The following is an 18638-nucleotide window of genomic DNA, read 5'->3' as shown; positions in this document are numbered from 1 at the left end:
ACCAAGCAACAGAAAGCTCCCGCTACCCTCAGCAAAGAGGGAAGCGGGAGCGTGGGCCTTAAGCGGCAGGATGCCGTTTAGGAAGCGTCGAGGTCCTGCTCGATGAGGCCGGCGATCTTCTCCACAGCGGCCTCGTTCTCGGAGGTCACGGTGACTTCGTCGCCCTGCTCGGCGCCGAGAGCCATGATCATGAGGGAAGAAGCCGCATCGGTCTCATCCTCGTCCTCATCGCCAACGAGGGTGAGGAAGATGTCCTCATCGAACTCAGCGGCGGCGTCAGCGATGATGGAGGCTGGACGTGCGTGCAGTCCGACGGAGGAGCCAACCTTGACGGTCTTAGAAGCCATGATGATAATCCTTTCGAATTACGGTATTTCGTGCTTACAAGTGTACGCGGGTTAAGCGCTAGGCGGCAGCCTTGGCTTTGTCTGCCTTCGCAGCAGCTTCTTCAGCAGCCTTGTTAGGCCAGAATTGCTTCATCGCGATGACTGCAATGGCGGAGACGATGACGCCAGCGAGGATGGCCACGAAGTAAGCCCACGCAGGTTCGATAGCGAAGATAACGAAGATTCCGCCGTGCGGGGCGCGAGACATGACGTCCAAGGACATCGACAGAGCACCTGTTACTGCGCCACCGAGCATCATGGAAGGGATGACGCGCAGCGGGTCGGCAGCAGCGAACGGGATAGCACCTTCGGAAACGAAGGACAGACCCAGCAGCCAGGCGGACTTACCGTTTTCCTGCTCCGCAGGCGTGAACAGGTTCTTGCGTACGAAGGTAGCGATGGACAGTGCAATCGGCGGAACCATGCCGGAGGCCATAACGGCGGCCATGATCTTCATGGAAGCCTCATCACCCGTGGACAGGCCAGCAGTAGCGAAGAGGTAAGCAGCCTTGTTGACCGGGCCACCCAAGTCGGAGCACATCATAAGTCCCAGGATGATGCCCAGAAGGACCGCGGAGGAACCGGACATAGAGGACAGCCAGTTCTGCAGGCCTTCCATGATGGCGGCCAGCGGTGCACCGAGCAGCAGGTACATGAGCAGGCCAGTAACCATCGTGGCGAGCAGCGGGATGATGACCACAGGCATGAGGGAGCCGATCCAGCGCGGGACCTTCCACTTGCCAATCCACATAGCCACGAAGCCAGCGATAAGGCCGGTGACCAGACCACCGATGAAGCCCGCACCGAGGGTGACCGCAATGGCACCACCGGCGAAGCCCGGCGTGATGCCCGGGCGGCCCGCCAGCGCGAAGGCAATGTAGCCGGAGAGCGCCGCGACGATGAATCCCATCGAGGCTTGACCGATGGCGAAGAGCACGGCGCCGATGTACAGGGCGAACCCTGCCTTCTTGAAGGTCATCATTTCGCCATCAACCATGACGTCATGCCCCGGCAGGTTGGTCAACGAGTAATCGCTGGTGATGGCCTGCCAACCGTTGGCCATGTCGTAGCCACCGAAGAGGAAGCCCAAGGCCAAGAGGAGGCCGCCGGCAGCGACGAAGGGCACCATGTAGGACACGCCGGTCATGATGGCCTGCTGAATGCGCTTGCCCCAGCCCAGTCCTTCGCCTTCTTCCGCGGAACTAGAGGAGGCTGCGCCTGCCGTGCCTGCCACCTTGTGCGCATTGGGATTCTTGGACGCAGCGATGGCCTCATCGAGCATCACGCCCGGCTCGTTGATGGCGCGCTTGACGCCCGACTCAATGACGGGCTTACCAGCGAAGCGCTCCCGGTCGCGAACGCCGACGTCGGTAGCGAAAATGACGGCGTCGGCAGCCGCGATGGTGTCTGCTGAAACAGCGGTGTTGTTGGAGGAACCCTGGGTCTCTACGGTGAGCTCGACATCGTCGCGCTCCTCGGCGGTCTGGGTGAGGGCGTCGGCCGCCATGTATGTGTGGGCAATGCCGGTCGGGCATGCGGTGACGGCCACGATGTGAGTCTTCTTTGAGTCCACAGCCTTGGTCGAGGCAGGCGCTGCAGCCGCAGCGGCAGGTGCCGATTCACTGGACGTCGCCTTCTTCTTCGGCTTTTCGGCGTTAACCACGTCGAGTACCAGGGAGACGATTTCCTCCTTGGTCTGCGCGGTGCGCAGAGCCTCCAGGAAGTCCTTCTTCACCAGCGCGCGGGCAAGCTTGGAGAGGATCTTCAGGTGTGCTTTACCGCCACCTTCCGGGGCAGCAATGAGGAATACCAGGTGGGCGTCACCATCGGGGCCGGAAAAGTCCACGCCGCGCGAGAGGCGGGCGAAGGCCAAGGTGGGTTCAGACACTGCGGCGGAGCGGCAGTGCGGGATGGCAACCCCGCCGGGAACACCGGTGCCGGCCTTGGCTTCACGCTCGATGGCGGGGCCGGCCAGCTCTTCGATGGAGGTGGCGCGGCCGGTGTCATGGACAAGCGTGGCCAGGTTGGTAATGACTGATTCGATGCTGCCACCGAAGTCGGCGTCGAGCGCCACAAGGTCGGTGGTGATGAGTTCTGATGACATCGGGTAAGTACTCCTCAGTACTGCTAAAGGTCGGTGACGGCCTGAACCGTCGTGTGTTTAATATCGAGTTCTTCAGGGGTTGGTATCTGGGTTCCTGGGAGCGCTGCGGCAGCCGATCCGTAGGCCACGGCCTGACGCAACGCTTCGGGGTAGGAGGCACCGCTGCGGCGGGCGAGGATATAGCCGGAGAGCGAAGAATCGCCGGCACCCACGGTGGAACGGAGGGTAATGGGCGGGGGAGTAGCGGCCCACGCTTCATCGGTGGTGACCAGCACTGCGCCAGCGCCACCTAGGGTGACGAGAACCTCAGGAATGCCGCGCTTGACGACGACCCTCGCGGCCTCGACCACACCGCTAAAATCACCGTTCTCGGCGGCAGCTTCGAGGGCCTGGCCATCAACGTTGGCTAGCTGTCCAAGCTCAAGGCCATTGGGCTTGATGAGATCGGGGCTGGCTACCTCGAGGTTCTCTCCGAGAGCCACCATAGGGGCATCGGAGGTGTCGACGGCTACACGGATGTTGGGGTTCGCCTCGCGAGCGACAGTGATGAGCTGCGTGTACCAGTCGGTGGGAACCCCCTTGGGCAGGGAGCCTGCCATGACGATCCACTCGGCGTTGGCGCAGTGTTCAGCAACGGCCTGTGCCACGTCTTGCTGAACTGACTCATCGAGCGTGGGGCCGGGACCGTTGAGTTTGGTCGTCCGGCCGTCTGGCTCGGTCAGAGTGGTATTGGTGCGCACCGCGCCGGCCGTGTGTACTGCATGTACGGGGATGGACGCGTCATCAGCAAGGGCCAAGAAAGGATCAGCGGGGGCGGCGGGGAGCAGCGCCAAGCTGTCGACGTTGGCGAGCGTTACGGCATGCGTAACGTTGACGCCTTTACCGCCAGCAACGCTGGAGACAGACTCGGCGCGGTGGACAGCACCGGGGTCGAGCGCCTCGTTCAGGCGCACTGTGGCGTCGATGCTCGGGTTGGGGGTCAAAGTAAGGATCATCGTGGACAATGTCCCCTTTCGCGGAGTGCGTATATTGGGGCAAAAGCGCCGCGGCGGCTCGAACAAGAACTTCGGTGCAGATTGCCCGTGGTCAGCGTGAAACTAATGTTGCTTAATGTTGATTATTGCCCGTATGTGTCCGAATGTCAACGGAATCACTGTGGTTTTCGTTGCATTTTTGACCGACTTGTGATGATCTGGATAGAGAAAACATCGTCTCCGTAAGGATATGTGTCATGGAAAACGCATCCCCATCCACCATTAAAGGCACCGGCGTCGTCGCCGGCGTTGCATACGCTGAGGCGGTGTGGGTCCGCCCACGCCCAGAACTGCCCACGGCGGGAGAAACCGTGCCGGAGGAGCAGCGTGATGCTGAGTACGAGCGCTTCCTCGAAGCGGCGGACATTGTTGCCAGCCGCCTTGAGCAGCGGGCAGCTGGGGCCGAAGGCCAGGCTGCTGAGGTTCTCGGTGCTACCGCCGGAATGGTGAAGGACCGAGGCTGGCACAAGGCTGTACGCAAGGGTATTCGTAGCGGCAAGAACGCTGAATATGCAGTTGTTGGTGCCACAGACAGGTTTGTCACCATGTTTGAGGCTGCCGGCGGCGTAATGGCCGAGCGTACGACTGACCTCAAGGACGTGCGCGACCGCGTCATCGCACAACTGCGCGGTGAGCAGGAACCGGGCCTGCCCATGGTTGAAGGGGAGGCGGTGCTGCTGGCGGATGACCTCGCTCCAGCGGATACCGCTACCTTGGACATTGCGCATATCAAGGCACTGGTCACCGAGCTCGGCGGGCCGACGAGCCATACTGCAATCATCGCCCGCCAGCTGGACCTTCCGTGCATCGTCGCAGTTGGCGCTGATCTCCGCTCGATTGAAGCGGGAACCCAGATCTTCGTCGATGGTTCCGTGGGAACGGTGTCCCTTGGCGCGGATCGTGACACCTCACTTAAGGCAGTTGAGGAATACCGCGAGAAGGCAGCGCGAGTGGCCGAGTGGCGTGGCCCTGCCCAGACCAAGGACGGTCACCGCGTGCAGCTGTTGGCCAACGTGGCCGACGGGAACGCAGCTCGCATCGCCTCGGATTCGCAGGCAGAGGGGATCGGCCTGTACCGCACGGAGCTTTCCTTCCTCTCTGCCAGCGAAGAACCGACCGTGGAGGAGCAGGCACGCATCTACGGCAAGGTTTTCAACGCTTTCCCCGAATCCAAGGTCGTCGTTCGAACGCTCGACGCCGGATCGGATAAGCCGATTTCCTACGCCACGTTGGACTCTGAGGAGAACCCGGCCTTGGGTGTGCGCGGCCTGCGCATCGCCCGAAACAACGAGGCGCTTCTCACCCGTCAGCTCGACGCCATCGCACAGGCCGCGGAAAAGCGTGCTGATGGCGCTACCACTTGGGTCATGGCGCCCATGGTGGCCACGGCAGTAGAGGCGAAGTGGTTTGCTGAACTGTGTCGTGAGCGCGGGCTCATCGCCGGCGCGATGATTGAGGTGCCTGCAGCGGCCCTGATGGCCGATACCATCATGCCGCACCTCGACTTCGTGTCCATCGGTACCAATGACTTGACTCAGTACACGATGGCCGCGGACCGCCTGTCGCCGCAGCTGGCCTACCTGACCGATCCGTGGCAGCCGGCCGTGCTGCGTTTGATCCAGCACACGTGCGTGGTGGGTCGCGATAACAATGTGCCGGTTGGTGTCTGTGGTGAGGCCGCCGCCGATCCCATGCTCGCTTGCGTGCTGACTGGCCTTGGAGTCACCTCACTGTCCGCAGCGTCGACCGCAGTTGCGGGCGTTGGTGCACAGCTGGCTGAGCTCACACTCGAGCAGTGCCAGAAGATGGCGGAGGCGGCTATCAACGCCGAAAGCCCAGCAGATGCGCGATCCGCAGTGATTGCGCTGCTGGAGGAATACCAGACTGCCTAGTAGCTCTAGCTTGGTTTAGGCCGCTGCTGAAACAGGGAGGTGTGGTTCCCCGAGAGGCCCCTCGGGGAACCACACCGCCCTTACGCGGTCGTGGGATGAAACCGCCTATTTCTCCGAAGCGATAATCACGTCGATGCCGTGCTCGCGCAGGGCTTCGACGTAGGCGGCTGGAGCAGCGGCGTCCGTAATGACGACATCAATCTCATCGAGCGAGGCAAAGCTGACCAGATAGTCATTGCCGAGCTTCGACGAGTCACACAAGACGACGACGCGATGCGCGTTGGTAACAAAGGCCGACTTGATAGCTGCTTCCTGTGAGTCCGCCGTGGATAGCCCATGGTCGATGGTCAGGGCGTTGGTGCCGATGAAAGCAACATCTGCGCGCATCAGCGCCATGGTGCGAAGGGCGGTATCGCCGACGACGGCTTGGGTGATCGCGCGCACCGTGCCGCCTAGGAGCTGCACCTCGGAAACACCATTGCTGGCCAACGAGAGGGCGATCGGTAGGCTATTCGACACAATGCTGAACTGGCCAGCAGAATAGCGCTGTCCGATGAGGTCAGCGAGGGCGTTGGTGGTAGTTCCAGCGTCGATGAAGATACTGCCCCCGTCGGGAAGCTGCTCTAGTGCGGCGCGGGCGATAGCCATTTTCGCGCCCGTGGCGGAACGCTGACGAGTATCGAGTGTAAATTCTGCAGTCTGGAACGATTGGGAAGCAACCGCACCGCCATGAACGCGGTGGACAACTCCTTCCCGGTCTAAGACCGCGAGGTCGCGGCGAATCGTCTCAGCGGTAACATCGAAGCGTTCGGAAAGCTCAGTGACATTGACTCGGCCTTCGACGGCGGTCAATGACGCAATTTGTCGGCGACGCTCTTCTGCGTACATAGTTCCTCCCAGTGAAGTTTGCCTGTGGTAGTCGCTGCGCCCGGCGGTGATAATAAGTGGGGCCGGGGCATGTGAGCGAAGAGAGCAACGAATGTTGCGGCGATGCTTCTATTGTCCCACTGAATGCGAACAAAACGGAACCAAACAAATAAAAGCTCACATTGCTGGCGGCAAACGTGCGAGAAAAACAATGTTTATACTGCATGTTTGCAAATGTGTGATGTCGGACGCTTAAACGGCGCGATTCGGACATGTACACACACAAGGGGGTAAAAAGAAAAAATCCCTCCCTCCAGTTCGCCCGCACCGAGTGGAAATAAGCGGTGGCGTGGGCAACCGGTTGGGGGAGGGATAGTTGTGGCTTAGGGGTGCCTAAAGCTTGCGGAACACCGATACAACCTTGCCCATGATTTCGGCCTCATCGCCCTTGATGGGAGCGTAGGCGTCGTTGTGGGGGAGGAGCCACACTCCAGAAGAATCGCGGTGGAACTCCTTTACAGTTGCTTCTTCGCCTTCGAGGAGTGCAGCGACGAATTCGCCTTCTTCGGCGACGGACTGGGAGCGGATAATAACCCAATCGCCATTGAGGATTCCGGCGTCCTGCATAGAGTCGCCGACGACCTGCAGCATGTAAAGCTCGCCGCTTCCCAGGATCTCACCTGGCATGGGGAAGTAGCCGTCGATGTTTTCTTCGGCGGTGATAGGAGAGCCCGCGGCGATGCGGCCGACTACTGGGATGTAGTTCGGCGTTGCTGCATCCTCGGGGACGTCGGGAGTGGACTGCCCTGCTGTGGTGTTGGCCTGCCCGGCTTTGCGGCCCGGCTTCTTTGGATCGTCGGCGCCGGGGAAGTGGCGCACATCAACGGCGCGCGGCTTGTTTGGATCGCGGCGAAGAAAGCCCTTCTCCTCTAGTTGCTTCAACTGATAGGCCACGGAAGACGTGGACTGTAGGCCTGTTGCATCGCCGATTTCTCGAATGCTTGGCGGGTACCCGCGCAGCATGACAGCGTCATGGATGACTTCCAAGATGCGGCGCTGACGGGCGGAAAGTGAGTCGAGGGTAGGTTGGTCGCTTCGCTTCGGCTTGCGGGGCATTCTTACTCCTAGGGCTATCGGTGTGCGCAAAACAGCGCGTCGGGTTGAGGCGTGCAGGACGCTGGTGGGCATCGCGGTGACGTCTCGTTGGTTGCTCATCGTGGCGTGCGCCGTATTGGTGTTTCCGTTTCCTTTTTAGCACGTAAAGAAAAAATGTTCGACTAACGCCGCTTGGATGTGGACAAACTTTCGAGCGCCTGCTATAAATCGAACATACAGACCAAATCGAACGGTTGGTCGATGGAAGTGTTCGACGATGTCGAACCTCGCTCTTACACTTCAGGCATCACCACAATGAAGAAGAAGTCCTGGAAAGGAACTGTCATGGCCATTGCACTTAATACCAGCTCTGCTCTGCATGGAGTAACTCCCGAGAAGTCCGGAAAGGGTCCTGTGCTCGTCCCGCCCGCGGCCGTGTGGGAACCTGAGCGGTGTCACTCGTTCGCGTTAACGCGTGAAAGTGGTTTGTCGCGTGTTCGAACGCTCGAGCCGAGAGATAGAACACAGGGGCGCACAGATCGAATAGGGGATTCCTCAGTTTCATACCAGCGTGCTGCGTCCCTACCTCGCCGTAGCGGCTCGAACGTAGGTAACTATGTTCTTGGAGCAGTTTTCGGTGCAGCGGTATTTATCGGCACCGTGTGGGGTGGTCTTAGTATTGATGGTGAGGCCCCTAGCGCTAGCGGTGCATCAGCCACAGCGGTTGTTTCTTCGCGCTAGACTTCCCGAGGGGCCGGAAGGCGTCTGCGCAGCGGTCGAGAGGAAGGATACGGCACAGTGTATTGCCCGTTCTGTCACAACGAACAGTCACGAGTGATTGACTCCCGAGTGATCGACAGTGGAACGTCAATTCGCCGACGTCGCGAGTGTGCTGCATGCCGAGGCCGGTTTACCACCATCGAGAAGGCTGTCTTGTCGGTGGTCAAACGTAATGGCTTGGCCGAGCCTTTCAGCCGGGACAAGCTAATCCGCGGCGTGAAGCGCGCGTGCCAGGGGCGGGATGTTAGCGATGATGCCTTGAAAAAGCTTGCGCAAGAGGTCGAGGAAACCGTGCGCAGTCACGGATCGTCACAAGTCAACGCCAACGATATCGGCCTTGCTATCTTGGAACCCCTGCGTGACCTCGATGAGGTGGCCTATCTTCGCTTCGCCTCGGTATACAAGTCTTTTGAGAGCGCCGACGACTTTGAATCCGAAATTCGCCTCATGCGCCGGCGCGACCGCGACAGCTTCTAACGTTTTAGCGCAGCTTGTCCGCGGCTTTTTGGATTCTCCGCACGGACACCGCATGCGCGGTACCCAGGCGTTGTGCGAAGAGCGATACGCGCAACTCCTCGATCATCCAGTAGATGTCCTTGACCTCACGGGTCTTCTCGCGGCCGGCGGGCAGCGTGCGCAAACGATTGTTCAGATATGCCTTCGCTTCGTCGACATCGGCTTGGCGGTCGGCATCCCGATCCGGGTCTAGATTCATGTCCTCGAGCCTGATGCGCGCGGCTTGGATATAACGCGGCAGGTGGCGAAGGTGCTGCATGCCGTGCATAGTGATCGCATTCGGGGGCAACAAGAACTTCAGCTGACCGCGAATATCATCGATTGCCGGCCCCTCCCACTGATTGAGCTCAGCGTTGAGGTTCGAATACTCTGCCAAGCCTGGGGCGATCGCGACCACCGCCTGGCGGACGCGGCCTGGCACCTCCGGTTTAACCGCGTTGAGAAGAGTGGTGAATTCACCAGGACTTCGTACCGGCCCGCCCTTCTCCATCATGATGTCGCGTACTGCGGCGACCCGAGCATCGTTGACGAGACCTTCGGCCCCGCCGTGCGGGTAGGCGTCGACAGCAACCCGCTGCTGCAGGGGCAGGCCCTTGACCATATGCTGCGTGTTTACGGAAATCTCTCGGAGTAGCAGCGTCAGGGTGGTGGTGATCATGGAGGCGTCGGCAGCCGCCTTGGTTGGATGCACCTTCAGCGCCACGCCCTCCTTCGTAGCGACAAGTGCAGGATAAGCGGTGACCTCATGCCCATCAACCACCGTGGTCACTTCCTCATCGATAGCGCCCAGCGTGTCTTCCGACCATTCCTTGACGGAAGCGGATTCGGCGGCGCGGCCGACGCGCGACACGGAGGACGAGATATGCCCGGCTTGGCGTTGCACGAGCGCCTTCAAATCGCGATCGGAATCGATGATCTTGCCCCGCTTGTCCACTGCGGCATAGTTCATGCGCAAATGGGGCGGGAGCTGATCAGGGCGGAAGTCAGCCGCGTTGATGCCCTGGCCGCCCATGTCCCGTAACACAGCTGCGAGCTGGTCGATGAGCGCTCCTTCATAGGGAAGGAGCTTGGGCAAGGCCCGCTCAGCGAACTCGGGGGCCGGAACCACAGTACGGCGCAGCGCTTTCGGTAGCGAGCGGATCAGCTCAGTGACAAGCTCTAGACGCAGGCCCGGCACGAGCCAGTCGAATCCCTCAGTATCCAATCCGGCCAGCAGTGGAACGGGAACCCTGAGCGTGACGCCGTCAAGCGGGTCACCTGGCTCGAACTTATAGGACAGGTCGTAATCGATGCTTCCCTTCAACCACCGATCCGGGAAGGCGTCCTCAGTGACATCGTGGTCATCCTCGAGGAGTGCTTCTGGGTCGAAGTCCAGAGAATGCTTGTTTTTCTGTTTCTTCCACCACGAGTTGAAGTGTCGGGCAGTGGTCACAGATTCCGGGATGCGCTGATCGTAGAAGTCGAAAAGCGTGTCCTCGTCTACAACGAGACCGCGGCGCCGTGCTTTTTCTTCGTATTCGGAAGCCTCGGCAAGCTTGCGCTTGTTGTCGTGGAAGAAGTTATGGTGGGTGGTCCAGTCGCCGTCGACAAGCGCATTGCGGATGAACATGTCACGTGCCGCAACGGGATCGACGCGATGGTAGGGAACGGTTCGATCGGCCACCACGGTGACTCCGTAGAGGGTCGAGCGCTGGGTGACTACCGCGGAGCCCCGCTTGCGCGACCACGTCGGGTCCGAATAGTTGTGCTTGAGCAGGTTCTTGGCCAGCTTTTCTACCCAAGCGGGGTCGATGGCCGCTACGTCGCGGGCCCACAAACGTGAGGTCTCCACCAGCTCAGCCGCCATGAGAAATTCTGGCGGTTTCTTTGCTAGTGCTGAACCGGGGAAGATGAGGAAGCGGGTATTTCGTGCGCCAATGAACTCCTTAGAGTTTCCATCGCGTGCGCCGATATTGGACAGCAAGCCAGACAGCAGGGACATGTGGATGTCATCCGCTCGGCGCTCGGTGCTCTCCTGGGCCGTCCAACCGAGCTGCTTAGCGACATCCCTGAGTTGTCGAACCAGATCAAACCACTCGCGGATGCGCATGTAATGCAAGAAGTCTGCCTTCATCCGCTTGCGGAAAGCATTGCCGCTCATCTCATCGCGAGCTTCTTGGACAAAGTCCCACAGGTTGAGCATCGCCATAAAGTCTGAGGACTTGTCCTTAAAGCGAGCATGGGCCTGGTCGGCTTGGGCCTGTTTGTCGATGGGGCGCTCGCGCACATCCTGGATTGTCATCGCGGCAACGATGACCATGACGTCGTGCAGGCATCCGGAGGTGTTGGCTTCAACGAGCATGCGAGCCATGCGCGGATCTACCGGGATGCGGGCAAGATCCCGCCCAATGCGTGTCAGCACCGGTAGCCCGTCTTTCTCCTTGCCCTCGAGTGCGCCCAGCTCGTGGAGGAGGAGCAGGCCGTCACGCACGGCTTTGGGCTCTGGGGCCTGGACGAAGGGGAAATCAGCGATGTCGCCGAGGCGCAGCGAAATCATTTGGAGAATAACGCTGGCTAGGTTAGTGCGCAGAATCTCAGGGTCGGTAAACTCCGGCCGGGAGAGGAAATCCTGCTCGCTATACAGACGGATAGCAATGCCATCGGCCACGCGACCACACCGCCCTGAACGCTGGTTAGCGCTGGCTTGGGAAATCGGCTCGATGGGCAATCGCTGCACCTTAGTGCGGGTGGAGTAGCGCGAGATACGTGCGGTTCCGGTATCCACGACATAGCGAATGCCCGGCACCGTCAGGGAGGTTTCGGCGATGTTGGTGGAGAGCACGATGCGGCGCCCCTTGTGTGAGCGGAAAACGCGATGCTGCTCCTGGTTGGACAGGCGCCCAAAGAGCGGAGTGACTTCCACGTTGCGCCAATGACGCCCCTCAATCGCTTCCATTGCATCGCGGATATCGCGCTCGCCTGGGAAGAAGCACAGGATATCTCCTTCGCCTTCCGCCATGAGCTCCTCGATGGCTTCACACAGGGCGTCCAGTGGATCGAGGTCAATGGTCTTTCCCCCTGACTCGACTTCGAGGGGACGGTAGCGGATTTCTACCGGGTAGGTGCGCCCGGACACTTCGATGATCGGCGCGGGCTTCCCTTCAGCGTCAGCGAAGTGTTCGGCGAAACGCTCCGGATCGATCGTCGCGGAGGTGATAATGACCTTGAGATCCGGACGCTTGGGAAGCAGCCTCTTGAGATAGCCGAGGAGAAAATCGATATTGAGGGACCGCTCGTGGGCCTCATCAATAATGATCGTGTCGTAGGCGTTGAGGAAGCGGTCGCGTTGCATTTCCGCCAGCAGGATGCCGTCGGTCATGAGCTTCACGGCTGTGGTCGAGGAGACACGGTCATCGAACCTGATGGCGTAGCCAACGGAGTCCCCGATTGATTGGCCGAGTTCCTCCGCAATGCGCTCGGCGACGGTCCGTGCTGCGAGTCGTCGCGGCTGGGTATGGCCGATGAGACCCCGGCGTCCACGGCCGAGCTCTAGACAAATTTTGGGAATTTGAGTGGTCTTGCCCGAACCAGTCTCGCCGGCAATGATGACCACCTGATTATTCTCGATGGCCTCGGCGATATCGTCCCGCCGTCCGGTAACGGGAAGCTGCTCGGGGTAGGAAATCGACGGCACGTTTACGTCGATGGCGCTCACTTTTTCCTGGGCAGATGCAATATCAGCCCCGATAGCTGCAAGCGCTTTGGGGGAGCGAGCCTTGCGGAGGCGGCGGCGGAAAGCACGCTCATCACTCAAGGAAACTGTCGTGAGGGCGTTGTAGAGGTCTTCGCGAGTAGCAGTCATAGTCGACCTAGAAGTCTACTCGGAAGTGCTTTTCGCTCACAGGTCGAGGTGGAGAAATTGGTACTCTTGTGGTGACTGTGTGAAAAGAGATTACAGAAGGGCAGAAGTGTATGACCAATCCTTTTGATCCGAAACCGGATGACAACGGCTCCCACGGCGGGTTCGGCAACAATCCGGGAAACAACGCCAATAACTCCTCGGGAAACAATGGCGGCCTGCCGCGGTATGAACCCACCACGCACCCAGAGGATCAGGCTGGCTTCGGCCAGTCCGGCAGTTATGGCAATTACGGTGGCGAGTCCTACGGCGCTCAGCCCTATGGTGGCAATTCCTATGGCGCCTACAACGCCGGTCAGCCGGGATACGCCGGGGCAAGCTACGGAGGCGATTCCGGATATGAGGGCCCTGGTCCGGGCGCCGGCCCTGCCTACACGGGCCCAGTCAGCGCCCTAGAGGCGATCAAATGGGGCTTCAAGGCTGCGCTGGGTAATGCGATGCTGTGGGTGCTGGGTGCTGTCGTGGTGTTCTTTATTCAGGTTATTCCACAAATTGGCATCAGCGTTGGCGAGCAGAACGCCGATGGTACGGGCGCGAGCGTCATGGTGAGCTTCTTCTCCTTTGCCGTGTCTATACTCTCCATCGTTATCTCTTTGATTGTGTACCGCTTGGCCTATCGCGAGATCGATAAGCCAAGCCCCACGTGGGGCACTCTTTTCCAAGGTGTTCGCTGGGTGTCGCCGCTTGTGGTGAACCTGGTCCTGGGTATTCTTGGCGCTATAGCCCTCGTGATTGTTGTCGTCATTGTGTTTGCTGTGGGCTTCGGCGGGGCCTCTGCAATGGATATGCAGAACGTCGAGAACCTCGGAGACGGGGAGATTCTCGCGCTCGTCGGTTCCATCTTCGGTATTCTCGCCGTGCTCATGCTGATCGGGCTATTCATCCAGCCCTTCTTTACCCTCATGCCCTGGTTGGCAGCGGATACCTCCTCAATCGGTGAGGCGTTCTCGCAGGGGCTCAAGCTAGGCAAACAGAATTACAGCCACATCCTGCTGTTCATCGTTCTTACGGCTCTCATGTTTGCCGCGTCCTTCATCACGTTGGGCTTGGCGCTGGTAGTCATCGCACCGGCTATGCAGCTGGCAACCGCGCACCTGTGCCGCCAGTGTCAAGGGCGTTATGCCCCCGCAGCCTAAACACTAAAGGCCACACGTAGCGCATTTAACGCGCGCCGCCGCCCTGACTGTCCTCTTCGGATAGCCCTTTCACAGAGGAGGGCCTAGACAAGGAGGCCGGTCAGTGGCGGCTTTGGCGTTTTGAGTGTCGCGCTGGGGCACGCGTGTTGATCAGAGGGAGCTGACTAGGGAGACGAAAAGAGGTCCCGAGAGCGCTCGACGGCGTCCTCAAATGCGCTGGTGACCAGTGTCCCGAAAGTGCGGTATTCATCGGCGCGGGCAGCAGACGATCGGAAAACGAGTCCAACCTGGCGTTCCGCCGTTACCGTGGGGGCGAAATGGGCGACCGCAAGCTGAGGGTTTTGGCATTCCGTTGCGAGCGCTGATTCAGGGACAAGGGTAGTGCCGAGGTTTCCCATGACAAGCTGCAAAATAGTGGTCAATGACGAGGCGCGCGTGACGGCGTTGGTGGCCTCGGAGGGGTTCACTTTCGCGCGGCGGCACAGGTCGAGGACTTGGTCGCGGAGGCAGTGGCCGTCATCAAGCAAGAGCAAATCGAGATGCTCGAGCTCCGACAGCGTGAGGTCATCGCGCCCTGCGAGTGGATGCGCCGCTGGAGTTACTGCGGTGAAGGCCTCGGTGTAGAGAGGGATCTCCACCATGCCGGGAGCCTCAGTGGGTAGTGCAGCAACGGCTAAGTCAAGGTTTCCTTCGCGCAGCTTACTCAGAAGATGCTGGGTTTGCTCCTCGACGAAGCGGGGCTCCAAATCGGGGTAAGCATCATCGATGGATCGCAACAGACCCGGCAAGATATAGGGCGCGATGGTCGGGATGATGCCGATGGTGAGGGGACCGGTGAGTGTGCCGTTGGCGCCGCGGGCTTGGCTCAGGAAGGCATCGGAGGCTTCGAGGGCCGCCTTTGCATAGGGCAGGAGCATCTCGCCGGTGGACGTCACGATGACCTTGCGGGTGGAGCGTTCAATGAGCTGCACTCCCAGTCCTTGCTCGAGCGCGACGAGGGCTTGGGAGAGCGAAGGCTGGGAGATATCGAGCTTGGCGGCCGCGGAGCCAAAGTGCTTGTTCTCTGCGATCGTGACGAAGGTACGCAACTGGGCGAGGGTCGGACGATACTCCTTATTGTTCATGCCTATAACTCTAACACCTATAATTCGCGGAGCCTATTGACGCGCGAAATCTTTCGTGGCATACTTAACAGGCGTACGGCTGCGTACCAGCTAAAAGGCAAAGTGGTGTGCGGTCGTAGAGATCTGCATCACTTTTGAGCATTGTTGTGACTATTGAAGGAGATGAGTCTTCTATGCCTATTTTGACTGTTGGCGAGAAGTTCCCGGAGTTCGATCTGACCGCGCTGAAGGGTGGCGACCTCCACGACGTCAACGCTAACCAACCGGAGGACTACTTCGAGCAGGTATCTCTGGACAAGTACCAGGGAATGTGGAAGGTTGTGTTCTTCTACCCGAAGGACTTCACCTTCGTCTGCCCGACTGAAATTGCGGCCTTCGGCAAGCTGAATGAGGAGTTCTTGGACCGCGATACCCAGGTCCTTGGCGGCTCCATCGATAACGAGTTCGCACACTTCAACTGGCGTGCAACCCACCCAGAGCTGAAGGAAGTTCCGTTCCCGATGTTCTCTGATATTCGCCACGACCTGATCCGTGCCCTCGGTGTGGAGAATGCCGACGGTGTTGCTGACCGCGCTACTTTCATCATCGATCCGGACGGTGTTATCCAGTTCGTGTCCGTGACTCCGGATGCTGTCGGCCGCAACGTGGATGAGGTTCTGCGTGTGCTGGACGCCCTGCAGTCCGAAGAGGTCTGTGCCTGCAACTGGGAGGCTAATGACCCGACCAAGAACATCGACAAGCTCGAGGTTGTTCAGTCCGCTCTGTAAAGCAGCACTAAGCACAACCGTCCAACCTTAAAGGAGTTACATCAATGTCCATCGAAAACCTGAAGTCCGCGCTTCCGGCATATGCTAAGGATCAGAAGCTCAACATTGGTTCCCTTACACGCACCACCGAGCTGAATGAGGAGCAGCTGTGGGGTAGCTTGGTCGCTGCTGCCGCTGCGACCCGCAATGATCTGGTGCTGTCGGAGATTCTCGAGGAAGCCCGCGAGCACCTCAGTGAGGAAGCAATTGACGCAGCTCTTGGCTCCGCCACGGTGATGGCTATGAACAACGTGGCCTACCGTGCAAAGAGCTGGTTGGGCGATGATTTTGCCCAGGTCAAGTTTGGTCTGCGCATGAATATCATTGCTAAGCCCGGCGTGGAAAAGGCCACGTTTGAGCTGTGGAGCACCGTTGTCTCCGCCATCAACGGCTGCGAGCACTGCCTGTCCGCACACGCCAACACCCTCTTGGAGGAGGGCGTGACCAAGGAGCAGATCTGGGAAGGTATCAAGGTAGCTGGCGTCATCGAGGCTGTGGCCCAGGCGCTGCAGGCCGAGGCCGTGCGCACCGCTGAGTAAAACCAGCTAGCACTTTTCTAGCTAAACGTAGAGTCCCACTGCCCGCATTAGGCGGGAGGTGGGGCTTTCTGTTTTGGCCCATCGGGGAGGGGCGTCGGTGCGTAGAGGTCGCGTCGGGCGGCTCTTTTCTGCCTAGCCGACGACCCCGCCGAAAGCGACGCCGATGCCATAAGTGACGGCCAGGCCCAGTGCACCACCGATGACGAGGCGGAGCACGGAACGCCCAGTGTTCGTGTCGGCGAGGCGGGCGGAGACGTAGCCTGTGATGGCAAGAGCGACCAAGGTAACGATGGCGACTGTTGCTGCAGCCATGCTCATGGGGGCGAGGAAGATCGACAACAGGGGGAGTGCGGCGCCGGCGAGGAAAGATATGGCCGACCAGAACGCCGCGTGCCATGGATTTGTCAGGTCTTCGCCGTCGATGCCCATTTCAAGCCGGAGGTGTGCTTCGAGAAGTCTATCCTCGGCAGCGATCTCACGGGCGGCAGTGTCCGCGGTTTCGGTGTGCATGCCGTAGCTGGCGAGCATGGAAACGAGCTCGGCATGCTCTTGTTCGGGGATTTCCGCCAGCTCGCGGGTCTCCTTGTCGATCATCATCCGCTCGGAGTCACGCTGAGCGGACACCGAGACGTATTCTCCGAGCGCCATGGAAGCGGCGCCAGACACGGTGGCTGCCAAGCCTGCGGTGAGGATGGTGCTTGCCGACGCCCCCGAACCCACCACGCCGAGTAGAAGCGCGGCGACAGAGACGATACCGTCGTTGGCGCCAAGAACGCCTGCCCGCAAAGAGTTGAGGCGCGCGTTGTGTGAAGATCCGTGGGGTTCGTTGCCATGGTGGGGCATTGCCAGCTCCTCGATGTCCAGAGTGTCCGCGTCGTGCTCTAGTGCTCTCGCAATTGTCTAGAGAACTTCTTACTCTCCAGTATTGTTGCTGGTCAACGCCCTGTAAAGCGTGTGTAGGCTTAGCTGAATGCAGGGAGCGAAGGCTTAGACAATAGTGCCAGTCCATTCGCCACAGGCGGCGCCATCCACGGACAGCCCCATGGTGAAAACCTGGTCGGTGAGTTCAAAATGAGCCGTTGGCACGGTGACTACGAGCTCCTCGGGGGTGTACGTGTAGTGATAATCGACGGGCCGGTGGGCATCCCTGGTGTCCTCACCAAAAGACGCGATTTCCATGGAGACGAGCTGGTCTCGCTCGAAGTGGATGATGAGTTGAAGATCGAGGGTGTGCAGCTTAAACACGACGTCACGGTGGTGAGGAAGGCCTCCGAGAAGCCAGTGGACCGTGACGGCGTCATCCTGCGTTTCAAAGTGAACGCCCGCGAGGCGAATACTGGTGGCTGGGGAGTCTGGAGTATTCATAGCGCCACCCACTGTACTCCCCATGCCACTACTTGAAATCGAGAGAAAAGTATTCAGATTTGGTGAGATGCAGGACCTTCTCGAAGAGCCAGCAAAAGAGCAGCGCAAGGGCGAGTGGCAGGACGAGGTATACGAAGGTGATGATCATTACGTTGCCAGCGCTCCAGCCCCAGCCTTCGTAGTTGAGGGCGGCCAAGGGGCCCATGAGGCCGGAGATGCCGAAGCCAGCGGAAATCGGGGTACCGGAAATCCCTAGGGCGCCGCCGACGCCGCCCAAGACGGCCGCGGAACAAATTACCGGGAGGAAGGTCACTGGTTTGGACAGCATATTGGCCATCTGCACCTTGGGGGAACCGAGGACGTGCAGGATGGAGGTGGCGAAGCCGTTGACGCGCCAACCAGCAACCAGGAGGGTAAATCCGGCGGCCACGGCGCCCAGGTTGGCGGTACCGGAGGCAACGCCGTCAATGAAGATGGCAGTGGCAATGCCAACGGTGGAGACTGGGGAGACAATCATGATGGCGAAGAGGATAGCGAGGACCACGCCCATAAGGACCGGCTGCAAAGTGGTTGCGCCGTTGACCAAGTTGCCCAACCACAGGGTGAAGACCTTAACAACGGGGTAAGTGACTACCCATCCAATCGTGCCCGCGACCAGAGTCACAATGGTGGAGAGCAGCAAGATTGAGTAGTTCTTGAGTTTATCGCCGATGAAAAGAAGCAGTCCCACCGCGATGGCTGCGGTAAGTCCTGAGTTAATCACAAGGCCAGTACCTTTGAGGAAGAAGCCGCCCTCGGGATTCACTGTGGCCACGCCGGAGCCGCAGAAGGAGGCAATACCCACCGCGGCGGTTTGGATGGGTGTCATCTTGAATTCGATGCCAATGAGGACACCGATCATGACGGGCAAAAGGCTAGCGGCCAAACCGGTGAGGGCCATGACGGTGGCGGCGCCAGACCAGAAGGGCAGCAGAGCCTTGGCCAGTTCGCCCAGTAGAGCTTGCGGAACCAGCGACACCACGACGGCGATGGAGATGCCGTTGAGGACCTTCATGGTGAAGGAACCGGGTGTGAGGCGCTCGGCCGCGGGGGCTGC

General features: G+C 59.8%; 15 protein-coding genes. 5 read left to right on the top strand and 10 right to left on the bottom strand.

Annotated elements, in window-relative coordinates; genetic code table 11:
* Positions 1-77: 77 nt before the first annotated feature.
* Genes HMPREF2526_RS09140 through pfkB form a run of 3 tightly spaced genes read right to left on the bottom strand, consistent with a single transcriptional unit; the run spans position 78 to position 3485 of the window.
* Complete coding sequence (locus HMPREF2526_RS09140) at positions 78-347, bottom strand: HPr family phosphocarrier protein (RefSeq protein WP_010190265.1); 270 nt, start codon at positions 345-347, stop codon at positions 78-80.
* A 58-nt stretch (positions 348-405) separates the two neighbouring features.
* Positions 406-2490 (bottom strand): PTS fructose transporter subunit IIABC, encoded by a 2085-nt coding sequence (locus tag HMPREF2526_RS09135; protein WP_070547110.1) that lies wholly within the window; start codon positions 2488-2490, stop codon positions 406-408.
* 23 nt (positions 2491-2513) lie between these two features.
* The gene (pfkB, locus tag HMPREF2526_RS09130) at positions 2514-3485 is read right to left on the bottom strand and encodes a 1-phosphofructokinase (protein WP_070513101.1); all 972 of its coding nucleotides are present in this window, start codon (positions 3483-3485) and stop codon (positions 2514-2516) included.
* A gap of 236 nt (positions 3486-3721) precedes the next feature.
* Here pfkB and ptsP point away from each other — a divergent pair, with 236 nt between their 5' ends.
* The gene (gene ptsP, locus HMPREF2526_RS09125; protein WP_070547108.1) at positions 3722-5416 is read left to right on the top strand and encodes a phosphoenolpyruvate--protein phosphotransferase; all 1695 of its coding nucleotides are present in this window, start codon (positions 3722-3724) and stop codon (positions 5414-5416) included.
* A 105-nt stretch (positions 5417-5521) separates the two neighbouring features.
* On the opposite strand, the gene HMPREF2526_RS09120 is transcribed toward ptsP, so the two are convergent.
* Positions 5522-6304, bottom strand: coding sequence for a DeoR/GlpR family DNA-binding transcription regulator (locus HMPREF2526_RS09120; RefSeq protein ID WP_046648229.1), 783 nt, complete (start codon positions 6302-6304; stop codon positions 5522-5524).
* Between the two features lie 372 nt (positions 6305-6676).
* Positions 6677-7399: a transcriptional repressor LexA gene (lexA, locus tag HMPREF2526_RS09115; RefSeq protein ID WP_046648227.1), complete on the bottom strand. Its 723-nt coding sequence runs from the start codon at positions 7397-7399 to the stop codon at positions 6677-6679.
* 777 nt (positions 7400-8176) lie between these two features.
* On the opposite strand from lexA, the gene nrdR reads away from it, so the two are divergent.
* Positions 8177-8635, top strand: a complete 459-nt coding sequence (nrdR, locus tag HMPREF2526_RS09110) for a transcriptional regulator NrdR (protein ID WP_046648225.1) — start codon at positions 8177-8179, stop codon at positions 8633-8635.
* A gap of 4 nt (positions 8636-8639) precedes the next feature.
* Here nrdR and hrpA read toward each other — a convergent pair whose 3' ends face one another.
* Complete coding sequence (gene hrpA / locus HMPREF2526_RS09105; RefSeq protein WP_070547107.1) at positions 8640-12515, bottom strand: ATP-dependent RNA helicase HrpA; 3876 nt, start codon at positions 12513-12515, stop codon at positions 8640-8642.
* Positions 12516-12625: 110 nt separating this feature from the next.
* On the opposite strand from hrpA, the gene HMPREF2526_RS09100 reads away from it, so the two are divergent.
* Positions 12626-13708, top strand: coding sequence for a hypothetical protein (locus HMPREF2526_RS09100; RefSeq protein WP_049157529.1), 1083 nt, complete (start codon positions 12626-12628; stop codon positions 13706-13708).
* Positions 13709-13872: 164 nt separating this feature from the next.
* On the opposite strand, the gene HMPREF2526_RS09095 is transcribed toward HMPREF2526_RS09100, so the two are convergent.
* Positions 13873-14832, bottom strand: a complete 960-nt coding sequence (locus HMPREF2526_RS09095; RefSeq protein WP_049157528.1) for a hydrogen peroxide-inducible genes activator — start codon at positions 14830-14832, stop codon at positions 13873-13875.
* Between the two features lie 173 nt (positions 14833-15005).
* Here HMPREF2526_RS09095 and HMPREF2526_RS09090 point away from each other — a divergent pair, with 173 nt between their 5' ends.
* Positions 15006-15599, top strand: a complete 594-nt coding sequence (locus HMPREF2526_RS09090) for a peroxiredoxin (RefSeq protein ID WP_070547105.1) — start codon at positions 15006-15008, stop codon at positions 15597-15599.
* A 44-nt stretch (positions 15600-15643) separates the two neighbouring features.
* Positions 15644-16177 (top strand): alkylhydroperoxidase, AhpD family, encoded by a 534-nt coding sequence (locus HMPREF2526_RS09085; protein ID WP_070547103.1) that lies wholly within the window; start codon positions 15644-15646, stop codon positions 16175-16177.
* Positions 16178-16309: 132 nt separating this feature from the next.
* Here the strand turns inward: HMPREF2526_RS09085 and HMPREF2526_RS09080 are convergent, their stop codons facing one another.
* The 3 genes from HMPREF2526_RS09080 to HMPREF2526_RS09070 form a co-directional block, all read right to left on the bottom strand.
* Entirely contained in the window at positions 16310-17020 is a 711-nt protein-coding gene (locus tag HMPREF2526_RS09080; protein ID WP_046648218.1) for a VIT1/CCC1 transporter family protein, read from the bottom strand.
* Between the two features lie 144 nt (positions 17021-17164).
* Positions 17165-17542 carry a hypothetical protein gene (locus HMPREF2526_RS09075; RefSeq protein ID WP_046648216.1) on the bottom strand — a complete coding sequence of 126 codons (378 nt, stop codon included), beginning with the start codon at positions 17540-17542 and terminating at the stop codon, positions 17165-17167.
* 28 nt (positions 17543-17570) lie between these two features.
* A complete protein-coding gene (locus HMPREF2526_RS09070; protein WP_371326148.1) occupies positions 17571-18596 on the bottom strand; it encodes a PTS sugar transporter subunit IIC in 1026 nt (341 codons plus the stop codon).
* Positions 18597-18638 lie beyond the last annotated feature (42 nt).

It is taken from the genome of Corynebacterium sp. HMSC070E08 (assembly GCF_001808895.1).
GTDB lineage: Bacteria > Actinomycetota > Actinomycetes > Mycobacteriales > Mycobacteriaceae > Corynebacterium > Corynebacterium hiratae.
Note: the sequence above shows the minus strand (reverse complement) of the source record. Positions and strands in the feature narration are given on the sequence as shown.